This is a genomic window from Bacteroides sp. AF34-31BH, from assembly GCF_003602795.1.
GTDB classification, from domain to species: domain Bacteria; phylum Bacteroidota; class Bacteroidia; order Bacteroidales; family Bacteroidaceae; genus Bacteroides; species Bacteroides uniformis.
The window spans coordinates 33,035-58,011 of the sequence record NZ_QTLV01000010.1; the positions used below are offsets into that span (position 1 = coordinate 33,035).

General features: G+C 46.3%; 15 protein-coding genes. 6 read left to right on the forward strand and 9 right to left on the reverse strand.

Going from position 1 to position 24,977, the window contains the following annotated elements; translation table 11 throughout:
- Positions 1 to 8 precede the first annotated feature (8 nt).
- The 3 genes from DWZ67_RS14510 to DWZ67_RS14520 form a co-directional block, all read right to left on the reverse strand.
- The gene (locus DWZ67_RS14510) at positions 9 to 3,365 is read right to left on the reverse strand and encodes a TonB-dependent receptor (protein WP_005823925.1); all 3,357 of its coding nucleotides are present in this window, start codon (positions 3,363 to 3,365) and stop codon (positions 9 to 11) included.
- Between the two features lie 18 nt (positions 3,366 to 3,383).
- Positions 3,384 to 4,559 (reverse strand): FecR family protein, encoded by a 1,176-nt coding sequence (locus tag DWZ67_RS14515; RefSeq protein ID WP_120139161.1) that lies wholly within the window; start codon positions 4,557 to 4,559, stop codon positions 3,384 to 3,386.
- 104 nt (positions 4,560 to 4,663) lie between these two features.
- Complete coding sequence (locus DWZ67_RS14520) at positions 4,664 to 5,230, reverse strand: RNA polymerase sigma-70 factor (protein ID WP_005835234.1); 567 nt, start codon at positions 5,228 to 5,230, stop codon at positions 4,664 to 4,666.
- 467 nt (positions 5,231 to 5,697) lie between these two features.
- On the opposite strand from DWZ67_RS14520, the gene DWZ67_RS14525 reads away from it, so the two are divergent.
- The 3 genes from DWZ67_RS14525 (at position 5,698) to DWZ67_RS14535 (ending at position 9,705) form a co-directional block, all read left to right on the forward strand.
- Positions 5,698 to 7,089 carry a PTS galactitol transporter subunit IIC gene (locus tag DWZ67_RS14525; RefSeq protein ID WP_005823931.1) on the forward strand — a complete coding sequence of 464 codons (1,392 nt, stop codon included), beginning with the start codon at positions 5,698 to 5,700 and terminating at the stop codon, positions 7,087 to 7,089.
- A gap of 27 nt (positions 7,090 to 7,116) precedes the next feature.
- Entirely contained in the window at positions 7,117 to 8,073 is a 957-nt protein-coding gene (kduI, locus tag DWZ67_RS14530) for a 5-dehydro-4-deoxy-D-glucuronate isomerase (protein ID WP_005835232.1), read from the forward strand.
- Between the two features lie 141 nt (positions 8,074 to 8,214).
- Positions 8,215 to 9,705: an MFS transporter gene (locus tag DWZ67_RS14535; protein WP_034523103.1), complete on the forward strand. Its 1,491-nt coding sequence runs from the start codon at positions 8,215 to 8,217 to the stop codon at positions 9,703 to 9,705.
- A gap of 321 nt (positions 9,706 to 10,026) precedes the next feature.
- On the opposite strand, the gene DWZ67_RS14540 is transcribed toward DWZ67_RS14535, so the two are convergent.
- From DWZ67_RS14540 to DWZ67_RS14570, 6 genes are all read right to left on the reverse strand, one after another.
- Entirely contained in the window at positions 10,027 to 13,458 is a 3,432-nt protein-coding gene (locus DWZ67_RS14540) for a DEAD/DEAH box helicase (protein ID WP_165852483.1), read from the reverse strand.
- Positions 13,458 to 14,279 carry a twin-arginine translocase subunit TatC gene (gene tatC, locus DWZ67_RS14545; RefSeq protein WP_005835227.1) on the reverse strand — a complete coding sequence of 274 codons (822 nt, stop codon included), beginning with the start codon at positions 14,277 to 14,279 and terminating at the stop codon, positions 13,458 to 13,460. Before tatC ends, DWZ67_RS14540 begins: the two co-directional genes overlap by 1 nt.
- 185 nt (positions 14,280 to 14,464) lie before the next feature.
- Positions 14,465 to 14,680 (reverse strand): twin-arginine translocase TatA/TatE family subunit, encoded by a 216-nt coding sequence (locus DWZ67_RS14550; RefSeq protein WP_005823939.1) that lies wholly within the window; start codon positions 14,678 to 14,680, stop codon positions 14,465 to 14,467.
- A gap of 111 nt (positions 14,681 to 14,791) precedes the next feature.
- Positions 14,792 to 17,308 (reverse strand): bifunctional UDP-N-acetylmuramoyl-tripeptide:D-alanyl-D-alanine ligase/alanine racemase, encoded by a 2,517-nt coding sequence (locus tag DWZ67_RS14555; RefSeq protein ID WP_120139165.1) that lies wholly within the window; start codon positions 17,306 to 17,308, stop codon positions 14,792 to 14,794.
- A complete protein-coding gene (locus tag DWZ67_RS14560; protein WP_120139167.1) occupies positions 17,284 to 18,273 on the reverse strand; it encodes a GSCFA domain-containing protein in 990 nt (329 codons plus the stop codon). The genes DWZ67_RS14555 and DWZ67_RS14560 overlap by 25 nt, the downstream gene beginning before the upstream one ends.
- A 169-nt stretch (positions 18,274 to 18,442) precedes the next feature.
- The gene (locus tag DWZ67_RS14570) at positions 18,443 to 19,540 is read right to left on the reverse strand and encodes a hypothetical protein (protein WP_120139243.1); all 1,098 of its coding nucleotides are present in this window, start codon (positions 19,538 to 19,540) and stop codon (positions 18,443 to 18,445) included.
- A gap of 570 nt (positions 19,541 to 20,110) precedes the next feature.
- Between DWZ67_RS14570 and dxs the strand changes: the two genes are divergently transcribed.
- The 3 genes from dxs to DWZ67_RS14585 all read left to right on the forward strand — a co-directional run bounded on the left by dxs (position 20,111) and on the right by DWZ67_RS14585 (position 24,956).
- Positions 20,111 to 22,018 (forward strand): 1-deoxy-D-xylulose-5-phosphate synthase, encoded by a 1,908-nt coding sequence (gene dxs, locus DWZ67_RS14575; RefSeq protein ID WP_044468467.1) that lies wholly within the window; start codon positions 20,111 to 20,113, stop codon positions 22,016 to 22,018.
- 88 nt (positions 22,019 to 22,106) lie between these two features.
- Entirely contained in the window at positions 22,107 to 23,447 is a 1,341-nt protein-coding gene (trkA, locus tag DWZ67_RS14580) for a Trk system potassium transporter TrkA (protein WP_057088557.1), read from the forward strand.
- A 57-nt stretch (positions 23,448 to 23,504) separates the two neighbouring features.
- Positions 23,505 to 24,956 carry a TrkH family potassium uptake protein gene (locus DWZ67_RS14585; protein WP_120139171.1) on the forward strand — a complete coding sequence of 484 codons (1,452 nt, stop codon included), beginning with the start codon at positions 23,505 to 23,507 and terminating at the stop codon, positions 24,954 to 24,956.
- Positions 24,957 to 24,977: the final 21 nt, after the last annotated feature.

The window sequence follows — 24,977 nt, forward strand, 5'->3', positions numbered from 1 at the left end:
TTATGAGGTTAGAAATTCAAATTAAGACCGAAAGTTACTGTTTTCAAAGGAGGTGTTCCCCAGCCGGCTGTACCTGCACTGACTGATTCCGGATCATAGAAATCGTAAGCCGCCCAAGTCCACAAGTTGTTGGCAGATGCGTAAAGGCGCAGGCTGTTTACGCCGATTTTCCGAGTCCATGTTTTAGGAACGGTCACACCGAAAGTCAACGTTTTCAGACGGATAAAGTCCGTGCTGTGCAAGCGGCGGGTAGTGGTAACGCCATTCATGGCTACCGCCGGCTTCTCTATAAACACTTCATATTTACTGATATCTCCCGGTTGCTTCCAATTGTCACGATAATAGGCCGGAATATTAAGAGTAAAGTCCTTGCCGCCATGTTCTGTTTTCTGTGCCCAGTTATCATATCCATAAGCACCGAACTGATAAGAGAACATGAAGCTCAAATCGAACCACTTGTAACGCAAAGTATTAGAGAGACCACCGGTCACATTGGGCTCGGCATGCTTCTTCAGAGGAATGGCTTTGGCATCCTTGTTATTCTCTGTGATTTCCTTAATATAGTTTCCATTCTCGTCCACGTCGTTGGTATAGAACTGAGGTGCACCGGTCTCGGGGTTGATTCCGGCAAATTCTATCATGTAGAATGTACGGTAGGACTTGCCAATCATGTGAATCTGCGAGCCGCTGATAATCTGGGTCTGTTCGCCGTCCAGTTTCACAATCTTATTCTTGTTGTGCGAAAGGGTGAAAGAGGTAGACCAGTCAAAGTCTTTGGACACAATGTTCTTGGAATTGATTTCCAATTCCACACCCTGGTTCTTCACCTCACCGATATTCATCAGATAGGAACTGAAACCGGTAGTCATAGATACGGGACAGTCCATCAAAAGGTTCTTAGTAGTACGGGTATAGTACTCCAAAGTGAAGTTCAAACGGTTGAAGAAGCCGAAGTCCAGACCGATATTCAAGTTGTAATTCGTTTCCCATTCCAAATCCCTATTTTCAATCTGCGACTGAATCAATGCGGGATTCTCCATATAGCCGCCACTAAGGCTCGTCAAGCCCATATAGCCGTATAAGTCGGAGGGCAACGTACCATTCACACCGTAGGATGCACGGAGTTTCAAATCGGTCAGCCATTTGGACGTGGGTTTCATGAAATCCTCTTCGATAATACGCCATGCTCCTGAAACAGACCAGAAACTTCCCCAGCGATTATCTCTGTGCAAACGTGAACTGCCATCCATACGATAGCTCCCACCCAGATAATACTTGTTCTTGTAGTCATAGTTGAGACGGGTGATGTAAGAAACCATTCTTGACCTCTTGGAAGAACCATCTATGCTCTCCAAAGTCTGCCCGTTGGCAATGTCATTCTTTATCGGAGTCAGGAAGTTAGTAGCATATCCCGACAAGAAATCATTGTACTTGGAATCGATTTCATATCCGACAAGGGCATCCAAATTGTGGTCCTTTTGGATAGTAGTCTTGTAAGTCAACTGGTTTGACCACACCAACTTGTTATATTCACTATATGCCTTTTCGGCTCCACCATTATTCTTCTCACCGTCGGAGGTACGGGAGTCTTTCCATTCTTTACCCTTACTGATGTTATAGTCATAGCTCAAAATAGACTTTAACTTCAAGTCCTTGATAAATTCATATTCGGCATTAATCGTATTGAACATACGGGTAACATACTCACGCTGGTAATTGTACTCCTGGGCAAGAACGGGATTTCTTCTTGACAACGAAATCAAGTCCTGGTTATAGCTTCCATCTTCATTGTAAACCGGATCTGAAGGCGTCAATTTGCTTACGCTGGAGTAGAAAGGAGCAGTATAACCGGTTCCTTCACTATATACATCCTGATTCAGATTGGTAAACATGATGTTGGCACCGAATTTCAATTTATCCGTAGCCTGAAAATCAACATTCAAACGTCCGGTAATTCTTTCCAGACCCGATGTTTTTACAATACCCTCTTGGTTGAGATAGGACAATGAAGAATAGTATTTGAATTTGTCGGTTCCTCCGGATATGGAAGCCTCATAACTGGAATGGCTTCCTTTCTTGAACAGATAATCTCCCCAATCCGTATAGCCGCACCAGGGAACCGGAGCATATTTGTCGATATTCTTATCAGCATAAGCTATGGCATCCGCATCCGATTTGCCGCTGCGCTGTTGTCCAAGCACCATACCATTGTATATGTATTCGCGACGTTCTGCTCCGCTCAAAGTAGGACGATAATCCATAGCAAAGTCACTGAATCCCCAATCGGCTTTCAAACTGATAGAAGCCTTACCGGTTTTACCTTTCTTCGTCGTAATCAGAACCACACCATTCGCAGCGCGCGAACCGTAGAGTGATGCAGCAGCGGCATCCTTGATAATCGTAATATTCTCAATATCCGAAGTGTTGACGGTTGACATGGCATCCAGACCACCATCCGAACTGATGGAGTTTATCGAACCGGAAGTAACGGGCACTCCATCAATAACATACAGCGGAGAGTTGGAGGCATTGAAAGAGCCCATACCACGAATACTCAAAGAAGCTGAAGAACCCGGCTGGCCAGAAGCAGAAGTAAACTGTACACCCGTAGCATTTCCCTGCAACAAATCCTGGAAAGAAACGGAAGGCACATCGGCAATCTTTTCATTCTTCACACTGGCAGCCGAACCCGCATAAGCAGATTTCTTGAATGTACCGTAACCGGTTACAACCACCTCTTCCATCATATTTGCATCCGGCACCAATACAATCTTCAATATCTTACCCGAAGTAGCTTTCACTTCCTGACGAACATAGCCAACATAAGAGACAAGCAAGGTAGCCGATGCATGCTCCACCTTGATAGAGAAACCTCCATTCAAATCGGTAATCTGGCCGTTTGTAGTACCTTTGACCAAAACATTGGCTCCAATGACGGGCTCACCGGTCTCATCCACCACTGTTCCGGAAATAACATTAGCTTGTTCTACTGCCTTCACAGCATTCACTTCATTGGCTGGACGGATAGCAATGGCCCCGTCTTTTACGACATAAGCCAATCCGCTATTCTTAAGACATTCATCCAGCACTGCTGCGATTTTTCCATTCGTGACCCTCAAATTACGTACCTTGACATTCTTTACGTCATTTGTACTATAAATGAAAGTAAAATCCGTCTGGCGTTGAATTTCCCATAACACGTCACTTAAAGTGGCGTCCTGCACATTTACAGTAACTGTTGTCTGGGCAAACGCCGTATTGGCGGCCTGCACAAAGCCAATCATAATAAAACTGAAAAACAGGAATGTAATCCACATACGTTTACTACCTTCCCAAAACCTGGTGTAGCTCTGTTCCTTAGTCATAATTAAATTATTAAATGGTTATTTATAGAATATAATAGTTTTACCGTTGATTTTGACATGTATGTTTTCCGTCGCTTCCAGTAGCTCAAGGAAAGGAGCTATTTCCTCATAACGGTTCACATAGCAACCGAAACGCAGGTTCTTTAACGCTTCGTCTGAATAGTCCACTTCAATATTATACCACCTTGAAAGGATTCTCATAATATCTTCCAGCCGTTGATCTTTAAAATTGATTTTTCCCTTCACCCATGATGTATAGAAGGCAGTATCTACTGTACGCACTTGTATATTCCCGCTCCCGGGAATTAATGATGCCTGCTGTGAAGGTTTTAAGACAAGACTCTGTCCCTCCCCGGTGTCCACCTTAACAGAACCACTGACAAGAGTCGCCTGATATTCTTCACCCGGATAGGCCGAAATATTGAAAGTTGTTCCCAACACCTCAATCTGCATACCTTGAGTCGATACAATGAAGGGATGACCGGTCTTATTTACTTCAAAATAAGCTTCTCCCGCCAATTCCACTTCCCGCTTCCCTGCTTCGAAAGCAAGCGGAAAACGTAGACTGCTCATTGAATTCAGATGTACTTTTGTACCATCATTCAGAACAAGTGTATACTCACCGCCTCGAGGCACTTCAACTTTATTATATGCCAAAGCTGACTGCACAACCTGCCCGTCTGCAGCGCTGTAGTTCAAGGTCGTCGAATCTATCTGTATTTGTTTACCAGCCAACTGCAACTGCCGCCCATCGGCATTCTCATCCAGATAAACCGTTTCCCCATTATCCAATGTAAGAATAGCTTTGGCTCCACCCGGCAGTATTTGCTGGGCAGCCAATAATTGATTGCCATCCATGACATGGGGTACAGAAATATCCTGAAGTGCAAAAACCAATACCAGCACCGGTGCAATAAAAAGAGCAACGTACCGTAACAGTTTCAAATGTCTCCTTCTGAGCTCCATCCTCTTGATACGTGCTTCGACACCTTTCCATCCAGCCTGCGAATCAAACTCCATTTTATGAATTTCGTGCTGTGCATAATATTCATCACTACAAATCTTTTGGAAAAGCTGCTCATGGCTTTTGCTCTCTTTGCGCCATTTATCCAAAAAACGGTTTTCTTCCGGTGTTACTTCACCGGATAGGTGCCTGGAAATAAGATGAGCTATATGAAAGTACTCTTTTATCATAATTTGGCATGTTTTAGTCTATCTTTAATGATAATACAAGCCAAAATAAAAACATGGTGAATCGATAAAGACTTTTTTTTGAAAAAATAGAAAAAAATGTGCTTTTAGATAAATAACAGAAGGCAATAATAATAATCGGTAAGGAATGCACGAAGCTTTTTATAAGCCACTTTTTTAAGAGTATGTACCGTTTCGGAAGAGACATTGAGACGCTCTGCTATTTCTGCATTCTTTTTGCCTTCCAAAGCCAACTGCATGATGGCTCTCATTTGGGTAGGAAGTTTCTCTATAGCTTCTGACAGAATCCGGAAAGTCTCTTCTTCCACAATCGCATCACGAAAAAAAGCATCTGCTTTTTTGGCTATAATCTTTTGCTCGTATTCATGAGCTACCTTCGAATGCTCAAGTTCGTTCAAGGCATGGTTACGTACGGCCGTATAAAGAAAAGCTTTCACCTGATGAAGATAAAAGAAATCGTCTCTTATCTGCCACAACTTGGCAAATACGTCTTGTACTATATCTGCTGACATATCCGCATCCTCCATGTATTGGAACGCGAAAGAACAAAGCGCCGCATAATATTCCTTAAAAATATTATGAAACTCTTGCTCATCCAGCTTAATGCTTACAACAGAGTGGGATTTATCCTTTTTTATCAGATTTAGCGCCATATTTATGCTTTTCGGGCGCTAATATAGTTAAATTTTCAGAATATAACCAATATAACTATCAATCCTCTAAATCTTTTCCCCATAAATCAATATCGGATGGAGCTTTCCATAAGCTCCATCCGACCAATAGTCCTATTGCCAATAAAAAAATCAAATATATCATTATAGTCCGGTTTGTTTCAATGTCTTATAATAACACAGTAAACTGGATTAAAGTTCACTCCACCCAAAATTGTTGTTTTTCCTATGTATACTTTTCAATGCAGAGAGTGTATTATTTGGTTTTCGTGTACGAAAACGAGCAATTTTGTGCACGATAACGACCAATTTCGTCCAAAATTGTCCCATTTACTAAATAATTATGCTTTTCGAGTTTGATTAATTGAGAAAAGGTCTTATTTTTGACCCGGTTTTTAATTCATACTATTGCAAAAACAAACTCAATTACCTAATTAAATCACAAGAGAATGGAACAAGTTTTCGGCTATATCATCGGCTTAGGAGCAGCAGTGATGATGCCTATAATCTTTACAATTTTGGGAGTATGCATCGGCATCAAATTCAGTAAGGCGCTAAAGAGCGGTCTGCTGGTAGGTGTCGGTTTCGTAGGTCTGTCAGTTGTCACTGCGCTGTTGACCAGCAGCCTCGGTCCTGCTCTGAGCCAAGTCGTTGAAATTTACGGTCTTCAGTTGAAAGTATTCGATATGGGATGGCCTGCAGCTGCGGCTGTAGCCTATAACACATCGGTGGGTGCATTCATCATTCCGGTATGTTTGGGAGTAAATCTTCTGATGTTATTAACGAAAACGACCCGTACGGTCAATATCGACCTTTGGAACTACTGGCATTTCGCATTTATCGGCGCAGTCGTTTATTTTGCCAGCGACAATATCTGGTGGGGCTTCTTCGCCGCTATCATCTGCTACATCATTACCCTGATTATGGCCGACTATACCGCCGACAAATTCCAGGGATTCTACGACAAGATGGAGGGTATCTCCATTCCCCAGCCTTTTTGCGCAGGTTTCGTTCCATTTGCCGTAGTCATCAATAAAGCATTGGACAAAATCCCCGGTTTTGACAAATTGAACATCGATGCGGAAGGCATGAAGAAGAAATTCGGCTTGCTGGGTGAGCCTTTATTCCTGGGTATTCTGGTCGGTTGCGGTATCGGTGCCTTGTCTTGCAAGAACGGTCAGGAACTGGTAGACAAGATACCTTATATATTAGGTTTGGGTATCAAGATGGGCGCCGTAATGGAGCTGATTCCGCGTATCACCGCTTTGTTCATCGAAGGCTTGAAGCCCATTTCCGATGCTACCCGCGAGCTGATTGCCAAAAAATTCAAAGGTGCTGTCGGCCTGAACATCGGTATGAGCCCCGCATTGGTTATCGGCCATCCTGCAACGCTGGTGGTTTCCCTGCTGCTGATTCCCGTAACCATACTGCTGGCTGTCATCCTGCCGGGTAACCAGTTCCTGCCTCTGGCGTCGCTGGCCGGAATGTTCTACCTCTTCCCGCTGGTACTGCCCATCACGAAAGGAAATGTAGTAAAGACGTTCATCATCGGACTCGTTGTACTGACCATCGGTCTTTATTTCGTAACAGACCTCGCCCCCTATTTCACACAAGCAGCCCACGATGTATACGAGAAGACACAAGATGCTGCCGTGAATATCCCCGCCGGCTTTGAAGGCGGTGCACTGGACTTTGCATCCAGCCCCTTTGCTTGGGTCATTTTCCACCTGACCTACTCGTTGAAATGGATAGGCTCCGGTATCCTTGTATTATGCACATTGTTCCTGATGATTATGAACCGTCGTGCCATTATCAAATACCAGAAATCAATCAAAAATTAAAAGTTAAAAATTAAATAGTAACAAATTATGAAAAAGTTAGTACTTGCATTTATGATGGGAGCAGTTGCCATGGCAGCCAATGCCCAAGTGAATTACAAAGTGCAGACCGCCTGCCATCCGCAGGACGTGAAGCATTATGACACGGAACTTCTGCGCAGCAGATTCATGATGGACAAAGTGATGGCTCCGGATGAAATCAACGTAACCTACACCCTCTACGACCGATTGATTTACGGTGGCGCCATGCCGGTGAACAAGACATTGAAGTTGGAAGTGTTCCGTGAACTGGGTCCGGAAATCACTTACTTCCTCGAACGCCGCGAACTGGGTGTCATCAATACCGGTGGTGACGGAGTGGTTACTGTAGACGGTAAGGAATACCCCATGAAGTATAAGGAAGCACTTTACGTAGGCTGCGGAAATAAGGAAGTAACCTTCAAGAGCAACGACGCTACCAATCCCGCCAAGTTCTACATCAACTCGGCTCCGGCCTACAAGCCCTATGTTACTCAGCTGATTACTACCGATGCCAAGCTTCAGAAAGCCAACCCCAAGAAATATGCACTGGGCATCTCCGACCATTATGGAAAAATGGAAGACAGCAACGACCGCATCGTAAACCAGCTGATTGTGAAAGATGTACTGGAAAGAGTGAAAGACGGCGGTACCAACCAGTTGCAGATGGGACTCACGGAACTGGCTCCCGGCTCTGTATGGAATACCATGCCTGCCCACACACACACTCGCCGCATGGAAGCTTACTACTACTTCAACCTGAAACCCGGCAACGCTATCTGTCACCTGATGGGCGAACCGCAGGAAGAACGTTTGATATGGCTGCACAACGAACAAGCCATCACTTCTCCCGAATGGTCCATCCACGCTGCTGCCGGAACCAGCAACTATACTTTCATCTGGGGTATGGGCGGTGAAAACCTGAAATACAGCGACAAAGACGAAATCAAATACATCGATATGAAATAAAGTTGCTCTGCAACGTCCGATAGGCATGGACTTAAATAATCCATGCCTATTTTTGTCATTTTCTACATCCTTTTTACTCAATATTACACCTCGAACAACACACAAACCCCTACATTTGCATCAAAATATAAATCTATTATCATGAGTACATTTCAAAACACCGCAGGGCGGATGACCAATTACCGTTGGATTATCTGCGCCATGCTATTCTTCGCGACAACCGTCAACTACCTCGACCGCCAGGTTCTTTCATTGACCTGGAAAGATTTCATCTCCCCCGAATTCCACTGGACCGATACACACTACGGCTACATCACAGCTATCTTTTCCATTGTCTATGCCTTAGGCAATCTGTTTGCCGGACGTTTCATCGACTGGATGGGAACGAAAAAAGGGTATTTATGGGCCATTGCCGTATGGTCTATCGGCGCTTGTATGCACGCCCTCTGCGGACTTGCCACAGAAATGACCCTCGGCATTGAAAATGCCGCCAACATGATTAGCGCTACCGGTGCATTGGCCTCTACCATAGCCATCACCAGCGTTTACTACTTCATTGCCGCCCGTATCATACTGGGCATCGGTGAAGCAGGAAACTTTCCTGCCGCCATCAAGGTGACTGCCGAATATTTTCCAAAGAAAGACCGTGCCTTCTCCACTTCCATATTCAATGCCGGCTCTACCATCGGAGCACTGATAGCCCCATTGTGTATCCCTACCCTGGCCCGCTACTTCCAACGCATGGGCGTGGGTAACGGCTGGGAAATGGCTTTTATCGTTATCGGCGGATTGGGTTTCATCTGGATGGGACTGTGGATATTCATGTACAAGAAACCTGATGAAAATCCACACGTAAACGCAGCTGAGCTGGCATATATAGAACAAGACAAAGACAATGAGGAGGATAAAAAGGCGACTACTCCGACAACCAAGGATGAAAAGAGCATTTCTTTCCTGCAATGTTTCAAATATCCGCAAACCTGGGCTGTATTTTTCGGCAAATTCATGACTGACGGTGTATGGTGGTTCTTCCTCTTCTGGGCACCCGCATACATTTCGGACGTTTACGGATTCTCCTCAGATACTCCCACGGCACAGATGCTTATCTTTGTGCTCTATGCCATCACGATGTTGTCCGTCTATGGCGGGAAATTGCCCACCATCATTATCAACAAAACCGGTAAGAACCCCTACGCCGCACGCATGCAGGCCATGTTCATCTTTGCACTGTTCCCGCTATTGGCATTGTTTGCACAGCCATTGGGCAACAAGGAAGTATTTGGCGAACAAGCCTATTGGTTCCCGATTATCATCATAGGTATTGCAGGCGCTGCCCATCAGTCCTGGTCGGCCAACATCTATTCTGTGGTAGGTGATATGTTTCCCAAGAGCACCATTGCCACCATTGTGGGAATCGGAGGTATGGCGGGCGGTATCAGCTCATTCCTTATCAACATGAGTTCCGGTTTGCTGTTCGACTATGCCGACAAGACACAAATGGTATTTCTTGGATTCCAGGGCAAGCCTGCCGGATATTTCATCATCTTCTGTGTATGTGCAGTGTCCTACCTGATAGGCTGGTGCATCATGAAGGCACTGGTTCCGAAGTACAAACCGATTATAGTGGACTAATCAGAAGTCTCTATATAGATATTCAGAATCATGCGGAGTTTGCAAACTGCATTACATGCCTTGCAAACTCCGCACAAAAAAAGCCTTTTCTCACGAAATGGCTTTTCTTCGTTCAATTACAGTCAAAAACAAAAAACTGTAAATGGAACACAATTTAAGATGAAAAAAAGGGAAGTCTCACGACTTCCACAATTCTTCTAACCTTAAATCTAAATCTCTATGAAAAAAACGTGATGCAAAGATAATGGTTTATCTCACACAGCGTTATTAATAAACTCTATAAAGAAGCAGAAAATATTTAAGATTTACTAAATAAGACGGTTACGAATGGCAAACTACAGACAAGAGCTCGGCATAAATAGGATTAAGTTTCAATAGTTGCGGCACTCCTGTCATAAACATCTGCCTGCGGGCACGAGTAAGGGCAACATTCAATTTCCGGTCAATCCGAGTACCGTTTTCCTCCGTCATATTTGCCAGAAACTTCAACTGATAAGCCCGGTTCACACAGAAAGAGTAGATAATGACATCCCGTTCGCTACCTTGGAAGCGTTCCACGGTGTCTACCAATATATCCTCCAAAGGAGCAATACCCAAAGCGGCAATCTCTTTCTTAATCAAGGCTATCTGACTGCGATAAGGAGTGATGACACCTAAAGTGACAGCCGGGTTGAAACCGGAAACAGCTGCATACTGCCGATAGATAGCCGCTGCCAACCGTGCCACAATCCGCGCCTCCGAATGGTTCATCTTGGCCGACTGTGCCGGCGGTTCGACTGCGGCAGGCAGAAAAGCGACACGACGAGTCAGCAAGCCGGCAAACTCACAATCACACAGCTCAGGAGCAAGAATCAGCTCTCCCTGCTGGTGCGGCAGACCAACCGGTTCCAACAGACCACCGTAAAAAGCCCGGTTAGGAAACAAAGCTACCTCGATATTCATACGACCCTGACGGCAGAGCATGTCGTAGGAGGGATGAGGGACAAAAGATGAAGAATGAGAGGTTGATGCCTGGCGATTGGCACTTTCCTTGGAGAGATTCCTATAAAGGCGTTCGAAAAGGGAATCTTTCAAATTATACAATCCGATGGCCTGCAAAGCTTCGTCACACACTTCCGACTGCTCGGACGACTGCAAGACCACTGCGGGTAGCTGCTTATGGTCACCTATCAAAATAAATTTGCCGATGGCATCCGCGCCTGCGGGATTGCGGGTACAGAGTAACCCCAGCAGTTGTGGTTCCAAAATTTGGGTAGCCTCATCCACAATCGCTACATCAAAAGTCTTCAACCGGAAAAGTTCGGTCTTGGAAGAAAGCGTGGCAACCGTACCGACAAAAACACGGCAACGGGCAATGCGCTCCTGCACCTGCCGCCGAGTGGCACAAGGTTCCAACACATTCTCAATCAGATACGGGCGGAATGAGTCATCGCAAGACAACTCACTGCCTAAACGGATAAAGTCTATTTCAGGCTCAATGGAAGCCAGCGCCTTACTGATTTCATCTACAGCACGATTGGTATACGAAAGCAGTAGAATCTGTTTCCCCTCCCGGTAAAAGGCTTCTACCATGCCCCGCAGCGCGCGAGAGGTCTTGCCGGTACCCGGCGGACCGATTAAAAGGAAATAGTCGCGGGCAGCCTGCGCTTTCAGAATAATCCGCGAAAAATCATCCGGAGCGGTCGCAATACCAGTATCCAAAGAAGCATCGAACTCGGGAGGGCGCTGCCCCAACAACAAATCACGCCGTCTTTGAGTGGCAGAAAGGAAAGCGGAAAGTCCCAGATACATGCTACGAAAGGAGGTGTCCATATAGTCGTGCTCTATGGCATAAAGGCTAGCAGCAGGCAATACACCCGCATTCTGCTGAGTGGCACGAAGACGGATACAGACCTCGTTATCGGATATGCGCTCTATATTACCTTTAAACACCATCTTGTTGGTAACGTTGTCGGTATCCGTATTCCGTTCGTAAAGAACCACCGCATCACCCTGACGGAAATTGGGCAGAACCCGCTCCTGCCGGGAAGCAACCATTTGCTTCGTTCTGAGTGACAAATACGGTTTATGCGCATCTGCCGCATGATTCTCGCAAATAGCCAAATCGTACAGAATTTCACCTGCCTCACATTTCTCAGCCAGTGTGGAAAGCCAGAGGGCGGCAGCACCGGTACGTCCTTCATAATCCACATCTCCAGATTTGGAGGTATAGAGTTCCTTGGTTATAAAGTTATAGAGCGTATAAAAATAGCTTTGTTCCAACGACGAAAGCGAACGGATGCGTTGCGCTACGGCATCGATGGAGGGGCAAAGGAAGCGTTTCCACAAGGTATTGTCCAAACCGCGCTCATTCAAGGTATCCGGATGGATGTCTTTCAGGCGCTCTGCCGTATACTGTGGGCTATTCCGTAACTGGATGCCATATTCATTGGCTACAATCCGGTTACGCACATCCATCACACGGCGCACCATTGCCCACGAAGGACGCGCCGGATAAAGCAACGGATAACGGGTATAGAGCAGATAAGCCTTTACACGTCGATGGTCCATTCCCATAGAATACTCCAACACAGCCTGATAGAGCAACATCTGTACCTTATTGTTTTCTTTAGGCTCCACCTTACCACGGATGGAATACTCGTCCGCCTTACCGGACTTCATTTCAATGAACGAGGTCATATCCCGCTGCATGTAGTCCAGACGCCCTTGCAAACCCAATGCTTCACAGATGTAAGAGGGTTCCAGCACGGCATCAGTCCTATCGAGTTCATAGCCGGATGCACGGAATGTTTCTGTCACCGTCCGGTGGATATTGTCGAAATGGCGCTTGCAATCGGAAAAGAATTCGGCTTCCTTCTCCCGGTCGCGCAGGTCGGCACATGCTGCCAGCTCGATGGGATAAGAACGGAAGGCCTTCTTCATGCATGCCAAATAATCGGGTGCCTCCTTGGCATGAATCCATTCGTCCAGAAAGAGGTTGGCAATATTACCCAACAGTAACGGACGGGTATTGTCTGGCGACTGGAGCCGTGCCAGAATATAGTTGGCAGGATGATGCCCGTAATCCTTGAAGCATTCGGCAAGCGAACTGATGTCTATCAAGTAATCGGGCTCAAGTATAATAAAGGAAGGGGTGAGTATACCGACTTCGTCCACCGTAACATCCAGCAGATTGACCTGGGCATGCCGCCACAGAATCCGGCAGGTTTCTGCAAACTCTTCATTAATCTGAGGTACATTATAACGGACACGCAACGGCTCATCGGCCACAGTGTCTACGGGCAGTACATATAAATAAGTATCATCGGCATACTGAAAACAGACGCGCATGCGCTTTATCCGCTCTTTGACAGGCGGTGCCACTATATAGGTGGCATCCGCACGAGGTAGCAGGCGATAAAGTTCGGCAGGTATCTCCTCCCCCGTCAAGCGCTTGACAAAGAATGCCAGTGTCTTGGCATCACGCAACAACTGTTCACGTTGCGGTTCCGCCTGGCGGTTCAGAATAGCATTGGAGGTCAGCCGGAAGGTATGCAGACGGTTCTGTTCCACGGTGGAAAGTCCGACCTTCGAAGCCACGAAACTGATACGTGCAGAAAGGTCCGTCATCTGCAAGCTGCTGTCGGGCATCTGTGTACGGCACAAACGCTCCAGCAACTCGCGCAATTGCCGATAGGCCACGTCCAAGGAGATTTCCTCAACGTAGCAGGCTTCCAGCAATATACTAAAATATTCCTTTACTTCACAATCCATCATTCCTCTGTCTCCACTTCTTCCGCTTCATCATCAGTCTTTTTATCCTTTATCATCAGGATACTCAACTCATAGAGCAGATAAAGCGGCACCGCCACTACTGTCAAGGTAAACGGGTCACCGGTCGGAGTAATGATGGCCGAGGCAATAACAATGATGACAACAGCATGACGGCGGTATTTCCGCAAAAAGGTCTTGTGCACCAGTCCCAGCAGGGAAAGCAGCCATGTCACCAGCGGCAGTTCGAATGCCAGTCCCATGCAAAGCACCAACATCATGAAATTGTCGATGTACGAGTTCAGGGAAATTTGATTCTCGATGGCTGCGCTCAATTGATAAGTGGAAAGGAAACGCAATGTCAGCGGATAGACCATAAAATACCCCAGCAACACACCGATAAAGAACATCACCGTACCTATACCCAGCGCTTTCCTCACCCCTTTACGCTCGTTTGGATAGAGTGCAGGGCTTACAAAGCGCCAGATTTCATAGAAAATATAAGGAGCAGCCGTTACCACCGACATCCAGAAAGCGGTAGACATGTGGACAAAGAACGGTGCGGCAAGATTGATATTGACGAGCTTCACATGAAACTCCTGGGTAAAGAATTCATCCTGCAAGTCCAGTCTCTGCCCTATCCAGCGCAGCAAGTCATAGAAAATGAAGTCGTTATGGCAAGGAGCCAATATCACATTGTCAAACAGATAAGGCATGGCAATAAAATAACCGATAGCCAATACAAACCACACACCGAGTACACGAAACAACACCCGGCGCAACTCGTCCAAGTGGTCCCAAAAGGTTAGTTCTTTTTCTGACATAAAGGGATTTACTATTTGACAATTTACTATTTACTATTTGGGCTGCGCTGTGGGGATTTACTATTTGACAATTTACTATTTGGGCTGCGCTGTGGAAAAGGCAACAAGCCTACCCATACTCCTGAACTTCTCAGAGTATCAAATAGTAAATAGTAAATTGTCAAATAGTAAATACCCTTGTTCCTTTATTTCTTTTCAGCCGGTTTATCCAAATCTTCCTGAGCCTTGTTTATCTCTTCTTTGGCTTCATTCACGCCATCCTTGAAGCTCTTCACTCCTTTGCCCAAACCACGCATCAATTCGGGAATTTTCTTACCACCAAACAACAGTAAGATGACCAATGCAATAATTATCCATTCGGAACCGCTGGGCAGAAAGCCTAATAAAAGTAAGTTTGTCATAGTTATATCTGATTAATTATAGTGCAAAGATAGGAAAATTAAGGATTAGGGATTAAGGATTAAGGATTAATTTTATCGCAATCCCTAATCCCTAATCCCTGCCCCCTATCTTCAGTCTTGATAATAAATACGTTTTACCCGCGTAGAAACGCTTGTCAACACCTCATAAGGAATAGTTTCGAGTACATCGGAAAGAACGGTTATAGGCAGATGGTCACCAAAAATTTCCACACTGTCACCCTCCTTGCAATCAATGTCCGTCACGTCAATCATACAGACATCCATGCAGATATTCCCTACATAGGCTGCCCGTTGGCCGTTTACAAGACAATAGGCATGTCCATTTCCAAGATGGCGGTTCAGGCCGTCGGCGTAACCGATGGGAAGAGCCGCTATACGCGACGGACGGGTGAGATGCCCTTTCCGGCTATACCCCACCGTATCCTCTTCGGGAACATCACGTATCTGGAGGATGGTAGTCTTCAACGTGCTCACATTATTCATAATGGAATTGTCTATGGGATTGACACCATAGAGGCCGATACCCAGGCGCACCATATCGAATTGCGCCCCCGGGAAACGCTCGATACCTGCGGAATTGCAGATATGGCGAAGTATCTTATGCGGAAAAGCCTCCTGCAATTCCATGGACGCTTTCTCGAACATTTCTATCTGCCGGCGTGTAAAACTGTCGAATTGTTGCGAATCGCTCCCTACCAAATGCGAGAAGACGGAACGGGCAATCACGGCATTCTGTCCCTTCAGCCGCTCTATCAGCCGGGGCATGTCCTCCGGAGCAAACCCCAGGCGGTGCATACCGGTATCCAGCTTTATGTGGATGGGGAAGTTTGTGATACCTTCCTTTTCCGCTTCTTTAATCAAAGCGTCCAGCAGATGGAAGCTATATACTTCGGGTTCCAGCTTGTAATCGAACATGGTCTTGAAAGCAGTCATCTCAGGATTCATGATAATGATGTTCGCAGTGATGCCCGCTTTGCGGAGTTCGGAGCCTTCGTCGGCAACCGCCACGGCAAGATAATCGACATGATGTTCCTGCAAAGTCTTGGCTATCTCATAAGAACCTGCACCGTAAGCGGAGGCTTTCACCATGCAGACCATCTTTGTTTCCGGCTTCAGCCTGCCACGATAATAGTTCAGATTGGCAATCATCGCTCCAAGATTAACCTCCAGGATGGTTTCGTGCACCTTTTTCTCCAATACTTCCGTCAAGGAGTCAAAACCGAACTTACGTGCACCCTTAATCAGAATAATTTCGTTCTCAAGGCGAAGTTCCCCACGCTGGATGGCACGTATCAAGGCCGCCGTATCCTGATAAAAGGTCTTCTCTATATTAAAACGTGCGGTGCAGGAAGATATTTCATTTCCTACACCTATGATGCGTTCAATGCCGCGGCTGTTTACCAGCTGTGCCACTTGTCGGTAAAGTGTCGGCGTGTTCTGACCGGTCTCCAATATATCCGAAAGAACCAAAGTCCGCCTCAATCCCTTACTTTGCGAACGGCGGTAAAGAAAATCGAGTGCAATATCCAATGAGCCAAGGTCAGAATTATAACTGTCGTTAATCAACAGACAGTTGTTTTTTCCCTCCTTGACTTCCAGCCGCATGGCGATGGGTTCTAGCCTTGCCATACGTTCTGTAATCTGTTCGGCAGGAAGCATCAGATAGAGGCATGCGGCCAGGCAGTTCAGCGAATTCTCGATGGAAGCATCATCTATGAACGGTAGAGTAAACGTATTATCCATATCCAGATAGCGATAGGAAATGACAGTACAGTCATCCCGTTTCTCCACCTTACTTATATATAGAGGACGTTCCATATCTTTCCGGCTCCACGCAATCTCACGTGCAGACAGCATGGACTTCGCCACACAGTTGCTGACGAACTCATCGTCACCATTATAAATCACTACATCACAATTCTTGAAAAGCGTCAGCTTCTCCATGCATTTCTCCTGCAACGAGAAGAAATTTTCCTGGTGAGCCCCTCCTATATTGGTCAGGATACCTATGGTAGGCTTGATGATGTTCTGCAAAGCACGCATTTCCCCCGGCTCGGAAATACCGGCTTCAAAAATAGCAAGTTCGGACTGTTCGTTCATCTGCCACACAGACAAAGGCACTCCAATCTGGGAGTTATAACTGCGGGGAGAACGGATAATGGCACGTTCCGGACTGAGCAACTGGTGCAGCCATTCCTTCACAACAGTCTTACCGTTGCTTCCCGTAATACCGATGACCGGTATCTGGAACCGGTTCCGATGCTGTTCCGCCAGTTTTTGCAAGGCTTTCAGCGGGTTGGGAACAATGAGATAATTGACAATTGACTGCGCATCATCACGCTGCATAGCATTGTCAATTGTCAATTGTCCATTGTCCATTAATCTAAAGCTTTCTTCGCTAAGCACAAAATTACGTACTCCACGGGCATATAAATCTGCAATATAGCGCGCACCGTCATTCCTCTTGGTGGTCAAGGCAAAGAATAATGTTTCCTCAGGAAAATTCAGGGAACGGCTGTCAGTGAGCAGCCAGTCTATGGTAGCCGGCACGTTTCCCATACGCCGTGCGCCAATACTTTCGGTTATGCTTTCAATCGAATACGACATATTTCTCTCTCTTTTTGGAAATCTAAGTACGGGTATTTTCCGTTAAGTTGGTCTATTTTTAACACAATTTGTCCTAAAAAACGCTTATACTCTTCTGAAGCGGGATAAAATGGCTTATGCAACAACATCTTACGGATATTTTCACTTTCTTCCATAATCCGTAACGCATCGGCAGAGATGCACGACTGGGTAAACCGTTCCCAGACATAGCGAATGGCCGTTTCGGAAGGATGCACCATGTCTTCTGCATAGAAGCGATAGTCACGAAGCTCGTCGAGCAGCAACTCATAAGCCGGAAAATAGAAAACATGTTCTGGGAAAGTGGCTTGCAACTGGTTCACGGCAAGCAGCAAGGTAGCTTTACTGAGCTGGTTGGCATGCATTCCGTCACGCCCGTGGCGGATGGGGCTGACGGTGAACAACACTTTCAACCGGGGAATCCGCGCCAGCAAGCCGGAAAGCAAAGAGGTGTAGTCAGATACTATTTCACTGACAGAAAGCATACGGCGGGTAAAGCAGGACTCAGGTTGCTTATGACAGTTGGCAACTACAGTTCCCGTCTTTTTATTTTCATAAACCCAGGCAGAGCCGAAAGTCAGCAGCAGACAATCCAACCGGTCCAGCCTTTCATGGGCGCTTTTCAAACGCCCGTTAATGCCTGCCAATGTTTCCTCTGCAGAGACTGAGGAAAAGCTACCATGATGCATGGCACTGTGCCAAAGTTCATGAAAGAGGAAAATATCGTTTTCATTGTAGCATCTGCCCGCAATGATTTCACGCAATGCCGCAGAAATGGAAAACGGATTATAAAGCACACCATAAGGATTGACGTCACAACGGAACTTGGCATCCGCCAGCCTTTGCCCCATCTCGGACGCAAAACAAGAACCCATCAGCAACAGATTATTCTCTTGCGAAAGAAGGGGCATACTGGAAACTACTTCTACAGGCGTATAAAGATTCATAAGCTCGGAATAAATAAACCATTCACTTTCTCGAAAAAAATGATGTACCAACTGCTTGCTACGCCACAAAGATAGTAAATTTCAATATATAACGGTCGAAACATAAAAAGGCAGATGATATAACCTTTCATTATATCATCTGCCTTAAATAAAAATACTATATGTTCTATTAATACCAATTAGCCGTAGGATCAGCCACCCAATCTGCAAAACCTGGATATTTATCATTAATATCCTGACGTTCAGCAGTCCATTCATATCTTGTCTCTACACGTATTTTCTGCGGAGCTTTGCCTATCTCTGCTTTCAGTATATACACTTCAGCATTTTGGCCTTCCACTTTGATATTTACGGCACCGGTACCGTTAACTCTGTACATCACCGGAGCCTTAGTTGCTCCAGCATCCGTATTTACCATTGTAGTATTAGAAACACCAAAGAGTTCATGAACTTCACGGCTATCACCGCCTACCTCAATATACAAAGGCAAAGTACCACCCGCAGCCTGCAGGGTAATGATAGTTGCTCCCCCATTGGTCGCTACATCAAACACGACATCGTTGAAGTCAAAATCATCACTGTCTCCAAGGTCTTCTGCTATGATTCTGTACGCATTCGTATATACGGCCGGAGAAATCTTCACAATCCAATCACTATAATACCCATCTGCATCCACTTGTTGATTTGGGTTCTGTCCGGTAGCTTCAAAGTCAAATCCCACATAATAAGCACCCCCAATATATTGTATAGTATAATTATAGTGCATTTTACTATCCAAAGAAGCCCTATAGCCAAAAGAAGACGTTCCACTATTCTGCATTAGCATTATAGCCCCCTCAGTAGCATTAAAATTATTGACATGGTCATCTGATGCTGCAACCAAAAAATCCATATTAGAGTGTGAGCCACTTACATGTTGAACAAAAAAGTCGGTCCAATCCACACCAATGGATTGTGGATTCTGATGTGTTTTAAACCATTCCGTAACCACTTCTTTTTCTGTAGCCGTAATACCCTCGGGTACTTCCGTAAAATCTTTCCATTGATTGCTATTAGTGTTAGCAACACGCGTTGTCGGTGTTGCCCCAAATCCCCAATCCTGATCAACTGCAATTTCTCCATACTTCTGCACGAAAGCCGATGCATACTGTGCCTCTTTCTTAGCCGCCGCCTTTTCCGGGTCGAACAAATCGCTATCAGAACCGCAAGCGGAAAATACCACTACGCCCATAATAGCCAAAATTCCAAAGTTGAGCTTTTTCTTCATATCATTCATTGTTTATTCATTTAACAATTCGTGATTACACCCCATTCCGACACATATTACAACCAAGAATACCATCACATACAATTCAGAATTGTATAACATATTGATAAACAGGACATATTCCACTTCGCAATATACATAATATTATATCAACAACAACCAAAGCTTCTAAAAAGTTGCAATAAATAATTTATAAAATTACATTTTTCAACAAACATCAAGTGTAGAGCAGCTCTTATCACAGACGGTCACGTGCGAGAATAAAAGTCAATCTTTGGAAGGATTAATATCCTTGTCTACTAACACCAAATCATTCCTATATGGAGAAAAAATCGTTCCACCATGGTGGAACGATTTTTCCCCCAGGATGGAACAATATTTTCTCCATGGAGGAACGATTTACTATCAGGCATCTTTTCCCTTAACCATAGGCAGGCTGAACGAGAAATGTGGCGTATGCAAAGAGAAAGCAAAAACAGAAGTGAACAAAAGAGGCTTTTTTTCCTTCTAAAACTTCCCGCCATCCGTTTTCTTTTGCTATTTTTGCATTTTGTAATCTTCAGATTAGAAATGAGAACAGAACCAACAACATATAACTTGCTTAACACCATTACATTTCCCGAGGATTTACGCCAACTCAGCGTAGAAGAGCTTCCTGAAGTCTGTAAAGAATTGAGGCAAGACATTATAAAGGAGGTTTCGTGTAACCCCGGACATTTCGCTGCCAGCCTGGGCACGGTAGAGCTGACCGTTGCCTTGCACTATGTATTCAATACTCCGTACGACCGCATAGTCTGGGATGTAGGCCATCAGGCGTACGGGCACAAGATACTGACCGGACGCCGTGAAGCATTCTCCACCAACCGTAAATTCAAGGGAGTTCGTCCTTTTCCCTCACCAGAGGAAAGCGATTATGACACATTCACCTGCGGACATGCGTCAAATTCAATCTCCGCCGCCCTTGGCATGGCTGTTGCCGCTGCCGAAAAAGGCGAAAAGGACCGCCATGTAGTGGCCATCATCGGCGACGGAAGCATGAGCGGCGGCCTAGCTTTCGAAGGACTGAACAACGCTTCGTCTACCCCTAACAACCTTCTTATCATTCTCAACGACAATGATATGTCGATAGACAGAAGTGTAGGCGGCATGAAGCAGTACCTTTTCAACCTGACTACCAGCAACCGCTATAACCAGCTGCGCTTCAAGACATCCAGACTGCTGTTCAAAATGGGACTTTTGAACGAGGACCGCCGCAAAGCGCTGATTCGCTTCGCCAACAGTCTGAAATCAATGGCCGCCCAACAGCAGAATATCTTTGAAGGGATGAACATCCGCTACTTCGGCCCTATCAACGGACACGATGTGAAAAACATAGCCCGTGTCCTACGGGACATCAAAGATATGCAGGGACCGAAAATACTGCATCTGCACACTGTAAAAGGAAAAGGATTCGAACCTGCTGAGAAGAATCCCGATATCTGGCATGCACCGGGCAAGTTCGATCCGGAAACCGGAGAACGCCTCAAGGCGGACACCAGCAATTTGCCTCCGCTTTTCCAGGACGTGTTTGGGGAAACGCTGGTAGAACTGGCAAAGGAAAATCCGAAAATCGTCGGAGTAACCCCCGCCATGCCCACCGGCTGCTCCATGAACAAGCTGATGGACACCATGCCCGACCGTGCCTTCGATGTGGGTATTGCCGAAGGGCATGCAGCCACTTTCTCGGGCGGTATGGCTAAAGAAGGAATGCAGCCTTTCTGCAACATCTACTCCTCCTTCATGCAGCGGGCATACGATAATGTCATCCATGACATCGCCCTGCTCCGCCTCCCCGTCGTACTTTGCCTGGACCGCGCCGGACTGGTAGGAGAAGACGGACCGACACACCACGGAGTTTTCGACCTGGCCTATTTCCGTCCGATTCCCAACCTGACCATATCTTCACCGATGGACGAACATGAATTGCGCCGTCTGATGTACACGGCACAGTTACCGGACCAAGGTCCGTTCGTCATCCGCTATCCCCGCGGACGCGGCGTATTGCTGGATTGGAAATGTCCGCTGGAAGAAATCCCCGTAGGCAAAGGGCGTAAACTGAAAGAAGGCAAAGACCTGGCAGTCATCAGCCTCGGTCCCATAGGCAACGTAGCCGCACGTGCCATAGAGCGTGCGGAGAAGGACAAAGGAATCTCCATAGCCCACTACGACCTGCGTTTTCTCAAGCCGCTCGACGAAGCGCTACTGCACGAGGTAGGACTCAACTTCCAGCATGTTGTCACTATAGAAGACGGTGTCAAAAAAGGAGGAATGGGCAGTGCCGTACTGGAGTTCATGGCAGACAATGACTATATTCCCCATATCAGGCGTATCGGTGTACCCGATGCCTTCATAGAACACGGCACCATACAAGAGTTGTATCATCTTTGCGAAATGGACGAAGAAGGAATTTATACATTATTAATTAAGAATGAGGAATGAGGAATGAAGAATTCAGCTACGCGATGCAAGCACGCCGCATGGCAAATTCTTCATTCTTCATTCCTCATTCTTCATTTCCATAAAGAAAGTGAAAATAATTATTGCAGGTGCCGGCGCAGTAGGCACACACTTGGCCAAATTGCTGTCCCGCGAGAAGCAGGACATCATTCTGATGGACGACAACGAAGACAAGTTGAGCACACTGAACTCCAACTTTGACTTGATGACGGCTACGGCCTCCCCTACCTCCATAAAAGGCTTGAAAGAAGTGGGAGTGGGAGAGGCAGACTTGTTCATAGCCGTCACCCCCGATGAAAGCCGGAACATGACCGCATGCATGCTGGCAAACAATCTGGGAGCACAAAAGACCGTAGCCCGTATTGACAACTACGAATACCTGCTGCCCAAAAACAAGGAATTTTTCCAGAAGCTGGGTGTCGATTCACTCATCTATCCGGAAATGCTTGCCGCCAAAGAAATCGTATCTTCCATCCGCATGAGCTGGGTACGCCAATGGTGGGAATTCTGCGGAGGAGCCTTGATACTGATAGGTACCAAGATGCGCGAAAAAGCCGAGATACTGAACATCCCCCTCCATGAGTTGGGCGGACCGGAGCTGCCCTATCACGTGGTAGCCATCAAACGGGGAAGCGAAACACTGATTCCCCGTGGTGACGATACCATCAAGCTACATGACATCGTATACTTTACCACCACACGAAAATACGTCCCCTACATCCGCAAAATAGCCGGCAAGGAAGATTATGCCGATGTGCGCAACGTGATGATTATGGGTGGAAGCCGGATTGCCGTACGCACCGCCCAATATGTCCCGGACTACATGCAGGTGAAAATCGTGGACAACGACCTGAACCGCTGCAACCGCCTGACCGAGCTGCTTGACGACCGTACCATGATTATCAATGGCGACGGACGGGATATGGACCTGCTTGTGGAAGAGGGACTGAAAAATACGGAAGCCTTCGTTGCCTTGACCGGCAACTCGGAGACTAATATCCTGGCCTGCCTTGCCGCCAAACGCATGGGAGTCAGCAAAACCGTAGCGGAAGTGGAGAACATCGACTACATAGGCATGGCCGAAAGCCTTGACATCGGCACCGTCATCAACAAAAAGATGATTGCTGCCAGCCACATCTACCAGATGATGCTGGATGCGGACGTCAGCAACGTGAAATGCCTGACCTTTGCCAATGCCGATGTAGCGGAATTTACCGTTAAGGCCGGCTCGAAGATTACCAAACATCCGGTAAAAGACCTCGGCCTCCCGAAAGGAACCACCATCGGCGGACTTATCCGTCAGGGGGAAGGCGTCGTGGTTATGGGTAACACCCTGATACAGCCGGGTGACCATGTGGTGGTATTCTGCCTGAACATGATGATTAAGAAAATCGAAAAATACTTTAACTAATGGAGAATGGACAGTTGGTAATTCTCAATCGCCAACTATCAATTATCAACTGAATAAATGATTAACTTTAAGACAATCATACGGATTATCGGTATTCTGCTATTGCTGGAAACAACTATGTTCCTAGTTTGCTCGGGCGTGTCTTTCTACTATAGAGAAAGTGACATGCTCGATTTCTGGAAAGCGGGAGGCATCACAGCAGGAGTAGGTCTGTTGCTGGCATTTCTCGGCAAGGGAGGCGAACGGCAACTGACGCGCCGTGACGGATATGTATTGGTCAGCTTTGCCTGGGTGGCATTCTCCCTTTTCGGAATGTTGCCTTTTTATATAGGCGGATACATTCCCGACATTACCAATGCATTCTTCGAGACCATGTCCGGTTTCAGCAGTACGGGCGCCACCATCTTGAATAATATCGAATCACTCCCCCATGGAATATTGTTCTGGCGCAGTATGACACAGTGGATTGGCGGCTTGGGAATCATCATGTTTACCATCGCCGTGCTCCCCATCTTCGGAATCAGCGGTTTGCAGGTATTCGCCGCCGAAGCAAGCGGTCCTACGCATGACAAGGTGCATCCGCGCATCGGCATAACCGCCAAATGGATTTGGAGTATCTATGCCGGCATAACAGCTCTGCTTGTCGGCCTGCTGATGCTTGGAGGTATGGACTGGTTCGACAGCATCTGTCATGCTTTTGCCACTACCGGCACCGGTGGTTTTTCCACCAAGCAGGCAAGCGTCGCCCACTACAATTCTCCTTACATAGAATATGTAATCTCCATTTTCATGTTCATCTCCGGCATCAACTTCACCTTATTATTATTGTTCGTCAACCGGAAATTCAAGAAGTTCATCAGCAATGCCGAGCTGAAATTCTATTTCGGTTCAGTCGTACTCTTTACCGCCATCATAGCGCTCGTACTCTATTATACCAGTTGCATGGGAATGGAAGAGTCCTTCCGTAAATCCCTGTTCCAGGTGATTTCCCTCCAGACATCCACCGGCTTTGCAACAGACGACTACATGAAATGGACACCCGTACTTTGGGGACTGTTTACCATTATCATGCTGATGGGGGCTTGCGCAGGCAGTACCACCGGCGGCCTGAAATGCATACGCATGGTGATTCTTACCAAAGTATCGCGAAATGAGTTCAAGCATATCCTACATCCCAATGCTGTTCTTCCGATTCGGATAAACAAGCAGGTTATACCTCCCTCCATAGTCTCCACCGTACTGGCTTTTTGTTTCATCTACCTGATTATCATCATCGTCAGTACATTGCTGATGATGGCTATGGGAGTAGGAACTGCGGAATCGTTGGGTTGCGTTATTTCCAGTATCGGCAATATGGGACCCGGGTTAGGCGAAACCGGACCTGCCTATTCGTGGAATGCCCTGCCCGATGCAGCTAAATGGCTGTTATCCTTTTTAATGCTTCTGGGTCGTCTTGAGTTATTTACCGTACTGCTGCTTTTCACACCGGATTTCTGGAAACGGAATTGATTTAGGATAAAAAGTGTAAAA